The following is a 12,747-nucleotide window of genomic DNA, read 5'->3' as shown; positions in this document are numbered from 1 at the left end:
TCAGCCTTCGCGGAAGACCTGGAAGCCGGCGAAGGACTGGTTCACCGGCATCAGTTCCAGCGCGTTGACGTTCATGTGGGCGGGCAGCGTCGCCACCCAGTAGAGCGTGCCGGCGATGTCGGCGGGGGTCAGCGGGTTCACGCCGCGATAGAGGCCGTCGGAGGCTTCCTTGTTGCCGCCGGTGCGCACGAGCGTGAATTCCGTCTCGCACATGCCCGGCTCGATGGAGGTGACGCGCACGCCCGTGCCGCTGAGGTCCGAGCGCAGGCCGAGCGAGAACTGCCGGACGAAGGCCTTGGTGCCGCCATAGACGTTGCCGCCCGTATAGGGATAGGTCGCGGCGACGGAGGCGATGTTGATGACGGCGCCCTTGCGCTCGATCAGCGTCGGCAGAAGGTGATGGGTGATCGTGACCAGCCCGGTGACGTTGGTGGCGATCATCGTCTTCCATTCGGACAGCTTGGTGCCGGGCGCCGGCGCGGTGCCCAGCGCAAGGCCGGCATTGTTGATCAGGAGATCGATGCCCTTGAACGTTTCCGGCAGGGTTTCGAGGGCGGCAAGGATCGCCTCCTCGTCGGTAATGTCGAATACGGCAGGATGGAAGGCGTCGCCCAGTTCGTCCTTGAGGCCCTGAAGGCGGTCGGCGCGGCGGCCGGTTCCGATGACGTTCCAGCCGTTTTGGGCGAAAAGGCGGGCGCTGGCGGCGCCGAAGCCGGCGGTGGCGCCGGTGATCAGAACGGTCTTGGTCATGCTTCGATTCCTGTGGTGGTTGCGGGTGTTGGACGGGTGTGCGAAAGATTGGCCAATTGTTTTAAAAGCCTGCGACCGGATGGCAAGTCATAAAGCCCCGGCAGGGCAGTATTCGCCGTATTGAAAGCCTTTCCATGTCCGGTCTCGACGCCATCGACCGCAACATCATCCGCCTTCTTCGCCTGAATGCGCGGATGAGCAATGCCCGGCTTGCGGAGGAGGTGGGGCTTTCGCCTTCGGCCTGCCTGAGACGCATCCATATCCTCGAACAGGAAGGCATCATTCGCGGTTATACCGCAATCGTCGCCAGCACCGCGGGCGGCGACGGCATCGCCGTCATGGTGCAGATCACCCTCGACCGGCAGACGGAGGAATATCTGAACCGCTTCGAAGCGGCCGTGCGCAAATTCCCGGAAATCCGCGAATGTTACCTGATGACCGGCGATTCCGACTATTTCCTGCGGGTCGAGGCGGAAAGCGCCCAGGACTTCGAGCGGATCCACAAGGAAATCCTGTCCGGCCTTCCCGGCGTGTTGCGCATCCACTCGTCCTTCTCGATCCGCAACGTGCTGGCCGCGCCGAAGAGGGCGCGGTGAGAGCGATGGAGCGCAACGGAGTCAACCGCCGGAGCGGGCGGATGGAAAGAGAACCCGCCCCGGCTGGCCGCAACGCAGCGATCAGGCCGCGTAACGGCTGATTGCGAGGTCGGACGCCTCGATTTCCGGCTTCACGCCTGAAATCAAATCGGAAAGGACGCGGGCCGAGCCGCAGGACATGGTCCAGCCCAGCGTGCCGTGGCCGGTGTTCAGGTAGAGGTTTCCATAGCGCGTCGGGCCGATGACCGGCGTGCCATCCGGTGTCATCGGGCGAAGCCCGCTCCAGAAAACGGCCTGCGACTGGTCGCCGGCGCCGCCGAACAGGTCCTCGACCGAAAGGGTCAGGGTTTCCTGGCGGGCCTTGGGCAGGTCCATCTCGAAGCCGGCGATTTCCGCCATGCCGCCGACGCGGATCCGGCTGCCGAGGCGGGTGATCGCCACCTTGTAGGCTTCGTCCATGACGGTGGAGACCGGCGCCTTCGTCTCGTCGACGACTGGCACGGTGATCGAATAGCCCTTGACGGGATAGACCGGCAGATCGAGGCCGAGCGGCTTGAGGAAGGCCGGTGTGTAGCTGCCGAGCGCGCCGATGAAGATGTCCGCCGTCACGTCGCCCATCGAGGTTTCGACGGCCACGATGCGGTTGCCGTCGGCGCGGGCGCGGTTGATCGCGGTGTTGTAGTGGAACTTCACGCCGAGTGCGGCGGCCTTTTCGGCGAGCGCGGTGGTGAACATGTGGCAGTCGCCGGTCTCGTCGCCCGGCAGGCGCAGGCCGCCGACCAGCTTGTGGCTCGCGGCCTTCAGGCCCGGCTCGGCGGCGACGCAGCCTGCCCGGTCCAGCATCTCGAAGGGAACGCCGCCAGCCTTCAGAATCTCGATGTCCTTGGCGACGGCGTCTATCGCCTGCTGGTTGCGGAACACTTCCAGCGTGCCACGGGTGCGGTGGTCGTATTCGAGGCCGGTCTCCTCGCGCAGCGCGATCAGGCAGTCGCGGCTGTATTCGGCGACGCGCACCATCCGGCCCTTGTTGACGGCGTAGCGGGCCTGGGTGCAATTGGCCAGCATCTGCGCCATCCAGCGCCAGGCGGCAAGGCCGGCCCTGGGGCGGATGACCAGCGGCGCGTGCTTCTGGAACATCCACTTCACCGCTTTCAGCGGGATGCCGGGCGCTGCCCAGGGCGTGGAGTAGCCGGGGGAAATCTCGCCGGCATTGGCGAAGCTGGTTTCGAGAGCGGCTGCGGGCTGGCGGTCGATGACGGTGACGTCATGGCCGGCCTTGGCCAGATACCAGGCGGAGGTGACGCCCACCACGCCCGAACCGAGAATGACGATTTTCATGGCTGGAACCCTTTTCAAGCCTTGAGAGGCTGCGGATTGCGATAGACCCGGCGGTAGCGCTTGCCGAGCGAGGTGAGGATTTCATAGGAGATCGTGCCGGCATCGGCAGCGATCTGTTCCAGTGTCTGGTGGTCGCCGATCAGTTCGACCATGTCGCCGCGCTTCAGCGTGCCTTCCGGCAGGGCCGTGATGTCGAGGATGATGCTGTCCATCGACACGCGGCCGGCGATCGGCAGGCGCACGCCGTCGTACCAGGCCGAGCCCCGGTTGCTCAGCGACCGCGGAATGCCGTCGGCATAGCCGGCGGAGATGACGGCGAGGCGCATCGGCCTGTCGGCGACGAGCGTGCCGCCATAGCCGATGGCCGTGCCGGCGGGCACTGTTCGGGCCTGGACGACGGCGACGGAGAGCGTCACCACGGGTTTGCCGGGGTTTGCCGCGCCGTTCTGCGGATTGCCGCCATAGAGCGCGATGCCGGGACGGCAGAGCGCGCCGCGATAATCCGGCGACAGGAACAGGCCGCCGGAATTGGCGAAGCAGACCGGCGTTTCCGGAAAGAGGGCGGCGGCGGTCAGCATGGCGGCAAGCTGGCCGGCATTGGCGGCGTTGTCCGGCTCGTCCGCGCAGGCGAGATGGCTCATGACGATTTCGAGGCGGATGCCTTCGAGGCCGGCCGGGTCGGCGGCAAGCGCCCGTGCCTCGTCAAGGGACAGGCCGAGACGGGCCATGCCCGTGTCGAATTGCAGGGCGGCCGGCAGAACCGCGCCCCGGTGTTTTGCCTCGGCCTTCCACGCCTCGACCTGTTCGAAACCGTTGAGAACCGGGATCACGCCTGCGTCGGCGCAAACGGGCTCGTCGCCCGGCAGCAGGCCGTTCAGAACGAAAAGGCGGCAATCCTGACCGATCAGCGGCCGAAGCCTGAGCGCTTCGGAAAAATGGGCGACGAAGAAATCGCGGCATCCGGCGTCGAGAAGCACCGGCACGACCTTGTCGGCTCCAAGGCCGTAGGCGTCCGCCTTGACGACGGCGGCCGCCCGGGCCGGCGCGGCGCGGCGGTCGAGCGCGATGTAGTTTTCCCTCAGCGCGCCGAGATCGATGGTGAGAAGGCCCGCGGCCCCGAGCGCGGCCGGAAGGTCGGCGCTCACGCTACGCATCGTGTCGTTCATGGTTCTTGTTCCCGCGAATTGTTCCCCGCAAGAACACTATTGGAAATATCGTCGAATGATTCATCATAAGGCCGATGAAACTTCGAATAATTGCGTGAAAATCGCAATTTCAAGCGATAGAATCGTTGAAAATTCTATCGCTTTCATGATTGCCGCATCAGGCGGCGATGTCGTCCAGTTCCTTGTCGCGGAACAGTCGCTGAAGGTTCAGGAAGCAGATCATGCCGCTTTCGGCGGCGATGATGCCCTCGGCGAAGGACTTGTCGAAGGAGGTGGAGATTTCCGGGACCGGCTGCATGCTGGACGCGGCCACGGTGAGGATATCGGAAACGCGGTCGACCAGCATGCCGACGACCATGTTATGGACCTCGCCGACGATGATGGCGCTGCGTTCGTGGGAGGTGGTCGAGCCCATGCCGAGCTTGCGCGACAGATCGATGATCGGGATGACCGAGCCGCGCAGGTTGATGACGCCGAGCATTTCCGGCGGCGACTGCGGAATGGGCGTGGCCGGGGACCAGCCGCGGATTTCCCGGATGGACGTGGTGCGCATGCAGAATTCCTGATCCTGAACGCGGAACGCGATGATTTCGAGCGGTTCGCCCGTGTTGCTGGCAGTGCTTGGTGTCGCGACCATAGAAACCTCCCTGTTGCGCCGGCTGGCGATGCGGTGCGCGCGATGCGCAAGCAGCGGCAATGCCGGGAAGGCCGCCCGCAGACCGTGCGATCATGCAGCAAAGACCTGAAGGATTCCTATACGAAGCGGCGGCCGGATGCGATTGCCGGCCGCATGGCTTCAGTATTCGCGTTCGTAGAACACGCCCGCCGCGCCGGAACCGTCGGCCCCGGCCTCGCCGCGCAGCTTCACGCCCCGGCCGACATCGAGATTGATGATTGCCTTGCTGCCGGAGGAGCCGCTCTGCTCGATCTGGATATAGGTGCGCTCGTTGAGGTATTTGCCGGCGGAAACCCTGGCGTCGCCCTTTTCGTCCGTCGAAATGTCGAGATCGTCGACGCCGAGATTGCTGCGCAGCGATTCGAACAGCGACGACGAGCGACCGCCGGCGAGCTGGCTGACGGCGTCGGCGAGCTGGGCGATCTGCAACGGCGACAGTTTCGACATGGACTGGCCGAAGATGAGCTGGGCGATGACTTCATCCTGCGGCAGCGCCGGCGAGGAGGAGAAGACGATGGCGGGATCGTTGGCAAGCCCGGTCACGCCCACGGTGATGGTGGTGGAATTGACCGTGCTCGTCGCCTCCAGATTGAGGACGGGGATCATGGCGCCGCCGAAGGTGATGGTGCCGGAGGAGAAATCCAGCCGGCGCGCCAGGATCGTCAGGCGTCCGCGCCGCATGGTGAAGGCGCCGGAGACGACGGGGTCCACCGCCGTGCCGCGGATGGTGAGTTCGCCGCCCAGTTCGGCGTCGATGCCCCGGCCGCGCACGAAGATGCCGGAATTGGCGTTGACGACCAGATCGAGCCCGATGGTGGAGGAGGAGCCGCCGGCTTCCCTGCTGCCGCCGATGTCACGCATCTGGGCGGTCACGCCCGGCGGCGCATTCCGGTGGCGGATGTCGATTTCCGCAAGCGAGGCCGGCAGTTTTTCCGGAATGGTGATCGAGGTATTGGCAAGCGTGATGCGCCCGGAAAGGACCGGATCGCCAAGCAGCGGCCCCCTGAGGGCCAGGTCGCCGGTGGCCGAGGTCGTGAACAGCGTGCCGTCGGCATAGGTCGCGCGGTTGAGCCTCACGGTGATATCGGCCGGGAAACCGCTTTGCGGCGTGATGCCGATGGTGCCGCTGGCGCTGACCGTTCCGCCGCCGCCGAGCTGGCCCGACAGCGAGGTGATCGTCGCCTGCTGGCCGTCGAAGCGCACCGTGCCGGTAAGATTGTCGAGCGTCAGGTTGCGGCGCAGGTCGATGACCTTGGCGCCGTTCAGCGTGACGGTGCCGGTGACGAGGGGCGCGGCCGCCGTGCCGGCGATGGTCACATCGACATCGGCGGCGCCCTCGGCCGTAACGCCCTGCTGGGTGAGTTGCGCCTGGAGGGCGGCCATCGGGACCCGGCCGCGGAAGGTGAGGTTGAGCGCGCGGTTGCCCGCCGTCTCGACGCCGCCGCCGCCGGTGATCGTGAGGCCACCACCGCCATCGACCGCGGTGTCGAGGCCGAGCCTGCCGCCCGCAAAGGTGCCGTTCGCCCGGATCGAAAGCGGGGCGAGACCGGCGCTGCGCGTCTGGCTGGTGGCGGCGCTGCCCCAGTCGAGCCGGTAGGCGACGGAGGGGTTGGAGACCGCGCCGCTGGCTTTGACCTCGCCCGAGATCGCGCCCTCGGCGGCAAGCCCCGGCACGAAGGTATCGGCGAGGCTGGCGGGCAGGGCGGCAAGCGCCGCCGTGACGTTCAGCGTGCTGCCGGCGCTGCCGTTCACCGTAACCGTGCCGTTGCCGGTGGCGATGCGCAGGCCGTCGAGGAAGGCGGTGCCGTTTTCGACGCGGATCGTGGTGGGCGCGGCAAGCCTGACCGGTATCTGCTTCGGCGCGGCGGAGAAACTGTCCAGCCTGACCGTGACGACGCCGGCGTTCTGCGTCAGGTCGCCCTTCAGCGCGACGGGCGCATTGTCGTAGCGTCCGCCGAGGGTGAAGCCGGTGCTGTTGCCCGAATGGGCGATGTCGAGCCTCAGGTTCTGGATGGCGGCGTCCGGCGTGCCGGCGCGGGCCGCCGACAGCACGCCGTCGATGGCAATGGAGGTGATGTCTGGCATCGACAGGTCGAGCGCCAGCCCTTCGAGCGATGCGCCGGCGCTGGCGACGCTGCCCGATGCCTTGGCCGTCAGACCCGTCACGCCGTTAACGACATTCAGTGCGGCATCGCCCGTCAGGTTGCCCGATGCGGTCTGGCCGGCCAGCGCCGCCAGAAGCGACACGTCCGGGAAATTGAAATCGACGCGGCCCTCGCGCGGCTGGAAATCGGGCGAGAGGCGCAGCGCGCCGGTCAGGCGGTTGGGACCCGCTTCCAGGCTGAGGCGGGGGATCTGCGGGCCTTCCGGCGTCGAGACGAGGCTGGCGGCGGCCTGGAGCGTCTGGCCGTCGAGCGTGCCGTTGGCCGTCACTTCGGCACTCGGAGCGGACCGGTCGGCGGAGCCTTCCGCTGTCACCGAAAGCCGCTCCACCGTCTTGCCGGCCAGCACGGCGTTCTGCGTGTCGAGGTTAGCCCGGAAGCCGAGGGCGTCGAGCGGGCCGGTTGCCGAAAGATCGAACGTACCCGTGCCGGAGGCGTCGGAGAGGAATTTGCCGATATCGGGCAGGGTGCCCTCAAGGGCGGCATCGAGTGTATTGTCTTGCAGCGCTACCGATCCCGACAGGCCGACGATGTCGGATGTCACCGTCAGCCCGGTAAGCGCGACAGAGCCGTTTCCGGCCGCGATCCGGCCTTCGGCGGCGATGGTCGTCGAGAGCTTTTCGGCCATGCCGGGCGGCAGCACGCCGGGAAGCGCGAACAGACGGAAGTCGCCGGTGAAGTCCTGTGCCGACAGCGCGTAGCTGCCCGTCAGCGAACCGCCGATGGAGGCGCTCTCCAGCCCGGCGCTCTCGATCGCAATCGCATCGCCGGCCAGCGCGAGCGGCACGTTCAGCCTGATCGGCGCGCGGACGAGCCGTTGCAGGTTCTCGTCGGAAAACGTGCTTCCGCCGGCCGTCAGTTCGGCGAGGATGCGGCCCGTGCGGCTGGCGAGGTCGAGGTTTTCGCCCGTTGCCGTGAATCGCAGGTCGCTCAGGCTGCCGGGCGGCAGGGCGGTCGAGTCGACATTCGCCGTCACGCTCAGCCGCGCCGCGTCGGAGGGGCCGGAAAGGGAGAAGCCGAAATCGCGGATCAGCGCGCGAACCTCGCCGTTTTCCAGCGGCCAGCGGAAGTCGATCGGGCCGTTCACGCCGGTGAGCGCGGCTTGCAGGTCGTTGGCGCCGCCGGCCGGGTCATAGGTGCCGGCGGCGTTCAGGCCGAAGGATTCGTTTTCGATGTGTCCCGTGTCGATGCGCAATCCCCCGTCGCTCTTGAGGAGGGCGGCGATGTCGATGCGGGTCTCGCCGGCAAAGAGCGGGCGGAAGACGGGCGGTAGAAGCTCCGAGGGCGTGCCGCCGCCGCTGACCGTGACGGCGTTGCCCTCGTCCGTCAACCGGTGCCGGCCTTCGAGGGCCAGAACCTGCTCGCCGGCGACCGTGCCGGTCAGGCGACCGCTCCAGTCGGAAAGCGGGCCTTCGCCGGTCAGGTCGAGGGCCACGGACGGCGTGCCGGGAAGATTGGCGAGGCGCGCCAGCATGCCGCCTTCCGGTTCCGCGACGGAGGCTTCGAGCGTCAGCCGGTTTTCCGCGGGAGCGTAGACGATGTTGGCCGAAGCACGGGCATCCTGCTGCGTGCGGCTGGCAATGTCGAGCGTCAGCCCGGCGGATTCGTTGTTCGCGTCGACGGCGCCGGTCAGCGCCAGCGCGAAAGGCTGGCCGAGAACGGCCTCGGCGATGGCGATGTCGGGCACGGAAACCCGCTCGATCTCGATGGCGAGAGGAAGCGAGAAGCCGGTGCTTTCGCTGGTCGTTTCGGAGGGCAGCGGCCGGCGCGACAGCGATATGCTTTCGGCCGAGACGAGGCTGGCGCGGAAGGCGCCGCGAACGAGCGACAGGGGCGACCAGTCGACGGCGAGATCGCGGATTTCGGCATAGGTGCCGTCGCGGTCGCCGACGGTGATGGTTTCGATGCGCAGCCTGCCGGTGAGAAGGCCGCTCGGCGGCGAGATGGTGACGGACCGCTCCTCGTTGGAGGCGAGCGACGAGACGAGGCCGGCAACGAGCTGCCCGCCGACGGGCAGCAGGCCCGTCAGCGCGACGACCAGGACGACGATTGCCAGAATGGACGCCAGGACGATGCCGGCGATTCGCGCAAACCGGCCTGCGCGGCGCGTTTGAGAAGCCATCTAACCCGTTCTTTTCGCTCTCTTGCGGTCAGAATGCCTGACCGATCCCCGCATAGATACCGTATTTGGTGCCATTGTCGTATTTGTTCAACGGAACGGCAACATCAAGGCGAAGCGGGCCGAAAGGTGTCGAATACCGCACGCCGAGACCGGCGCCCGCGCGGATGTCGGAGAAATCGGGCACCATTTCGGTCGAGACGGTGCCCGCGTCGATGAAGGGAACGACGCCGATCGTCTCCGTCACCTTGATGCGCACTTCGGCGGAGGCAAGCGCGTAGGAACGCCCTCCGGTTGCGTCGCCGGCATCGTTGTAGGGCGATATCTCCTGATAGGAATAACCGCGCACCGAGCCGCCGCCGCCGGCGAAGAAGCGCCGTGTCGTCGGGATCTTCGCAAGATCGTCGGTGCCGATGAGCGTGCCGAGCGCGCCTTTGCCGGCCAGCACCACGCGGTTGTTCTCGCCGAGGCCCTTGTAACCCGTCACCGTGCCCTCGACCGACGAGAAGAAGGTTCCGCCGTTGATTTCGTAGCTCGGCTTCGCCGCCAGCGAGACCGTATAGCCATTGGCGGGGTCGAGCTTGTTGTCGCGGGCGTCGCGCTTGGCCGTGACCGGCAGGGACACGGTCAGGTATTCGTTTTCGCCGAAGGCGTCGGTCGTCTTCGACCAGTCGATTTCGCCGCCGCCGCTCACCGTGTCGCGGTCGTTGAGTTCGTAGGTGATGCTTGTCGCGGCGGTGATCGAGTTCGCCTCGTAGGTATCCGGGTGCTCCGTCTTGGCGATGATGCTGGCGTCGAGGCGGGCTTCGGGCACGAAGATGCCGGGCTTGGAGAACGTGACGCCCGCCAGATAGTCGAGGCCGGTTACGTCGGTCGTTTCGCCCAGACGGGACACGGAGCCTTCGAATTTCAGCGTTTCGGCCTTGCCGAACAGGTTGCGGTGGCCCCAGTAACCGGACAGGCCGGCGCCATCGGTCGTCGACATCTGGGCGCCGAAGCCGAAATAGCGGTGCTTGCCTTCCGCGACCTCGATGCTGACCGGGATGGTGCCGTCCGGGGCGAGCGCGTTCGCCTCCTTGATGGTGACGCTGGAGAAAACGCTGAGGTTGCGCAGGCGATCCGCCGCTTTCTTCATGTCTTCCGGGCTGAAGGGTTGACCGGCGTTGAGGCGCGAATAATCCCGCACGAACCCGCTATCGACCTTCTCCGTGCCGGTGACGGTGACGCTGCCGACCGGCGCGACCGGCCCGCCGGTTGCGGCAAGCGTCACGTCCACCGTCTGCGTCGCGTGATCGGCCACCACTTCACGCCTGTCGAGCCTGGCAAGCGGACGGCCTTCGTTGCGGAAGGCGGCGACCAGGCGCTCGCCGGCGCGCAGGATGCGCAGCGAACCGGCTTCGCCGCCGGGCTCAAGCCCGAGATCCACCGGATTGCGGCCCGCCGCTTCCCCTTCCAGATGGATGTGGCCGAGCCGGAAGACGGGGCCTGGCTCCACCGTCACACGTACCGGAACCGGGCGGTTTCGCGGAAAGGTCGGGTTCGGCGGCAGCGAATCGATATCCTGACCGGCGACGCTGACCCGCACCACGCCGCCGTAGCGGGCATTTTCATACAGCGCCGCGATCAGGCGCTCGCGGTCGTCGCGCGCCTTCACGACGACGCCGAGGTCGCCGGAGACCGGGTCTTCGCGGCCGTTGTAGAGTTCGGAGGCGTTCTGGAGCGTTTCGAGGAGATCGCTCTCCGCGCCGGGCGCTTCGAGCGTCAGCTCGTAATGCACGGGGTCGGAGACCACCACCGCTTCCTCGCGTTTGCCGAAGAGGTGGATGCCGAACAGTTCGAAGGCCTGAACGGGCCGGGCAAGTGCGGGTGCCAGAAACACTGCCCCCGCGAGCGTGCCGATGAGGCCTGCCCGAGAATACGCATTACTCAAAACCGGACGTGTCCCTCTTTTCAGCATCAAGCCATTTATCCGTTCTGCGCATCATGCAGAAACAGCGCCTTTCGGCACGGGTGAAAGGACGCGCCTCCCATGAAGGCGCGTCCCTGTGGCTTATTTTTGTCGTCAGCGATAGCCGCGCGGGCAGGCGTCGATGTAACGGCGGCCGTAGCGGTCACGGTAGTAGCACTGGCCGGGCTGCTCGGAGACCGATCCGAGGACCGCGCCCGCAGCACCGCCAACGGCCGCGCCGACAGCGGCGCCACGCCAGCTATTGTCCACGGCACCGCCGATGATGGCACCGGACGCGGCACCGATCGTGGCGCCTCTTTCGGTTTGCGTGCAGCTTGCGAGCGTCAGGCCCGCCAGCACGACAACAAGAGCTTTCTTCATGTTACTCTCCTCAGGTGAAGCTCGATATCCTAACCTTCGTCCCCGCCTTTCAGCGTTGCTCCGATGCACGCATGGGCGTTTCTTCATGCCGCACGGTTGGTCCATAAATATCGTGCCTTTTATCGAAGTCCACTCAAACTAGGTTAATATTCTTAAAATTTGGCGTATCTCGCAGCGATTGCGTCTTGTTGCGATGCGGTTCACACAGAATCCGACCTTGATGTGAATCAATTTTTCTTCACTGTCTTTCGGCTAGGTTCCGTTTGGAATAATTCAAAAGCATGCGCCTTTTGCCGCAGGTGGCGGCCTTTCTGGTATCCGGACTTGACGTTCCGGCCCCCAGAATCGAAAACGGACGCCGAAGTTTGGAGACTGTCATGGATTTCGAAGCATTTTTCAAAAGCGAGCTGGATAGCCTGCACCAGGAAGGGCGCTACCGCATTTTCGCCGATCTCGAACGGCATCGCGGCAATTTTCCGAGGGCGACCCGCCACACAAGCGACGGCGAACGCGAAGTCACGGTGTGGTGTTCCAACGATTATCTCGGCATGGGCCAGCATCCGACCGTGATCGAGGCTATGAAACAGGCCATCGAGCACTGTGGCGCGGGTGCGGGAGGCACCCGGAATATTTCTGGCACCACTCACTATCATGTCCTGCTGGAGCAGGAACTCGCCGACCTGCACGGCAAGGAAGCCGCCCTGACGTTCACCTCCGGCTACGTGTCCAACTGGACGGCGCTCGGCACGCTCGGCGCGAAGGTCCCCGGCCTCATCATCTTTTCCGATGCGCTGAACCATGCGTCGATGATCGAGGGCATCCGCTACGGCAAGTGCGAGCGCGTGATCTTCAAGCACAACGATCTGGCCGATCTCGAGGAAAAGCTGCGGCTTGCCGATCCGGCGGCGCCGAAGCTGATCGCGTTCGAATCGGTCTATTCGATGGACGGCGACATCGCGCCCATCAAGGAAATCTGCGACCTTGCCGACAAATACGGCGCCATGACCTATCTCGACGAGGTTCATGCGGTCGGCATGTACGGCCCGCGCGGCGGCGGCATCGCCGAGCGCGAGGGGTTGATGGACCGCGTCACCATTCTGGAAGGCACGCTGGGCAAGGCCTTCGGCGTCATGGGCGGCTTCATCACGGGCTCGGCCGCGGTGTGCGACTTCATCCGCTCCTTCGGCTCCGGCTTCATCTTCTCGACGGCGCTGCCGCCGGCGCTGGCCGCCGGCGCGCTCGCCTCGATCCGCCACCTGAAGGTCAGCCAGATGGAACGCGCCCGCCATAAGGACCGGGTGCGCAAGCTGCGTGCCGCCCTCGAGGCCAAGGGCATTCCGCACATGCCGAACCCGAGCCACATCGTTCCGGTGATGGTCGGCGATGCGGCGAAGTGCAAGTGGATCTCGGATATCCTGCTGGACGACTTCAATATCTACGTGCAGCCGATCAACTTCCCGACGGTGCCGCGCAAGACGGAGCGCCTGCGCTTCACGCCGACGCCGCTGCATACGGATGCCGATATCGAGCATCTGGTCGGCGCGCTGCACAGCCTGTGGTCGCGCTGTGCGCTTTCCCGGGCGGTTGCCTGAAACCACTCACGACGAGACC

Annotated in this window: 9 protein-coding genes; 2 read left to right on the top strand and 7 right to left on the bottom strand. The window is 65.9% G+C overall.

Annotated elements, in window-relative coordinates:
- Positions 1-750, bottom strand: a complete 750-nt coding sequence (locus tag NOF55_RS07460; RefSeq protein WP_306410711.1) for an SDR family NAD(P)-dependent oxidoreductase — start codon at positions 748-750, stop codon at positions 1-3.
- A 134-nt stretch (positions 751-884) separates the two neighbouring features.
- On the opposite strand from NOF55_RS07460, the gene NOF55_RS07455 reads away from it, so the two are divergent.
- A complete protein-coding gene (locus NOF55_RS07455) occupies positions 885-1,346 on the top strand; it encodes an Lrp/AsnC family transcriptional regulator (RefSeq protein WP_306410710.1) in 462 nt (153 codons plus the stop codon).
- A gap of 81 nt (positions 1,347-1,427) precedes the next feature.
- On the opposite strand, the gene NOF55_RS07450 is transcribed toward NOF55_RS07455, so the two are convergent.
- The 6 genes from NOF55_RS07450 to NOF55_RS07425 form a co-directional block, all read right to left on the bottom strand.
- Complete coding sequence (locus tag NOF55_RS07450; protein WP_306410709.1) at positions 1,428-2,684, bottom strand: D-amino acid dehydrogenase; 1,257 nt, start codon at positions 2,682-2,684, stop codon at positions 1,428-1,430.
- A gap of 14 nt (positions 2,685-2,698) precedes the next feature.
- Entirely contained in the window at positions 2,699-3,850 is a 1,152-nt protein-coding gene (alr, locus tag NOF55_RS07445) for an alanine racemase (RefSeq protein WP_306410708.1), read from the bottom strand.
- A gap of 157 nt (positions 3,851-4,007) precedes the next feature.
- Positions 4,008-4,487 (bottom strand): chemotaxis protein CheW, encoded by a 480-nt coding sequence (locus tag NOF55_RS07440; RefSeq protein WP_306410707.1) that lies wholly within the window; start codon positions 4,485-4,487, stop codon positions 4,008-4,010.
- Positions 4,488-4,646: 159 nt separating this feature from the next.
- Positions 4,647-8,810 carry a translocation/assembly module TamB domain-containing protein gene (locus NOF55_RS07435; protein WP_306410706.1) on the bottom strand — a complete coding sequence of 1,388 codons (4,164 nt, stop codon included), beginning with the start codon at positions 8,808-8,810 and terminating at the stop codon, positions 4,647-4,649.
- A 28-nt stretch (positions 8,811-8,838) separates the two neighbouring features.
- A complete protein-coding gene (locus NOF55_RS07430; RefSeq protein WP_306410705.1) occupies positions 8,839-10,764 on the bottom strand; it encodes an autotransporter assembly complex protein TamA in 1,926 nt (641 codons plus the stop codon).
- 105 nt (positions 10,765-10,869) lie between these two features.
- A complete protein-coding gene (locus tag NOF55_RS07425) occupies positions 10,870-11,136 on the bottom strand; it encodes a YMGG-like glycine zipper-containing protein (protein ID WP_306410704.1) in 267 nt (88 codons plus the stop codon).
- A gap of 377 nt (positions 11,137-11,513) precedes the next feature.
- On the opposite strand from NOF55_RS07425, the gene hemA reads away from it, so the two are divergent.
- Positions 11,514-12,728, top strand: coding sequence for a 5-aminolevulinate synthase (hemA, locus tag NOF55_RS07420; protein WP_306410703.1), 1,215 nt, complete (start codon positions 11,514-11,516; stop codon positions 12,726-12,728).
- Positions 12,729-12,747 lie beyond the last annotated feature (19 nt).

The organism is Ectorhizobium quercum (assembly GCF_026552795.1).
Lineage (GTDB): Bacteria > Pseudomonadota > Alphaproteobacteria > Rhizobiales > Rhizobiaceae > Ectorhizobium > Ectorhizobium quercum.
This window is presented reverse-complemented; position numbering and strand designations above follow the sequence as displayed.

Coding starts and splice junctions, on each gene's coding strand:
- NOF55_RS07460 (WP_306410711.1), bottom strand. CDS start 750: ATGACCAAGACCGTTCTGATCACCGGCGCCACCGCCGGCTTCGGCGCC.
- NOF55_RS07455 (WP_306410710.1), top strand. CDS start 885: ATGTCCGGTCTCGACGCCATCGACCGCAACATCATCCGCCTTCTTCGC.
- NOF55_RS07450 (WP_306410709.1), bottom strand. CDS start 2,684: ATGAAAATCGTCATTCTCGGTTCGGGCGTGGTGGGCGTCACCTCCGCC.
- alr (WP_306410708.1), bottom strand. CDS start 3,850: ATGAACGACACGATGCGTAGCGTGAGCGCCGACCTTCCGGCCGCGCTC.
- NOF55_RS07440 (WP_306410707.1), bottom strand. CDS start 4,487: ATGGTCGCGACACCAAGCACTGCCAGCAACACGGGCGAACCGCTCGAA.
- NOF55_RS07435 (WP_306410706.1), bottom strand. CDS start 8,810: ATGGCTTCTCAAACGCGCCGCGCAGGCCGGTTTGCGCGAATCGCCGGC.
- NOF55_RS07430 (WP_306410705.1), bottom strand. CDS start 10,764: ATGCTGAAAAGAGGGACACGTCCGGTTTTGAGTAATGCGTATTCTCGG.
- NOF55_RS07425 (WP_306410704.1), bottom strand. CDS start 11,136: ATGAAGAAAGCTCTTGTTGTCGTGCTGGCGGGCCTGACGCTCGCAAGC.
- hemA (WP_306410703.1), top strand. CDS start 11,514: ATGGATTTCGAAGCATTTTTCAAAAGCGAGCTGGATAGCCTGCACCAG.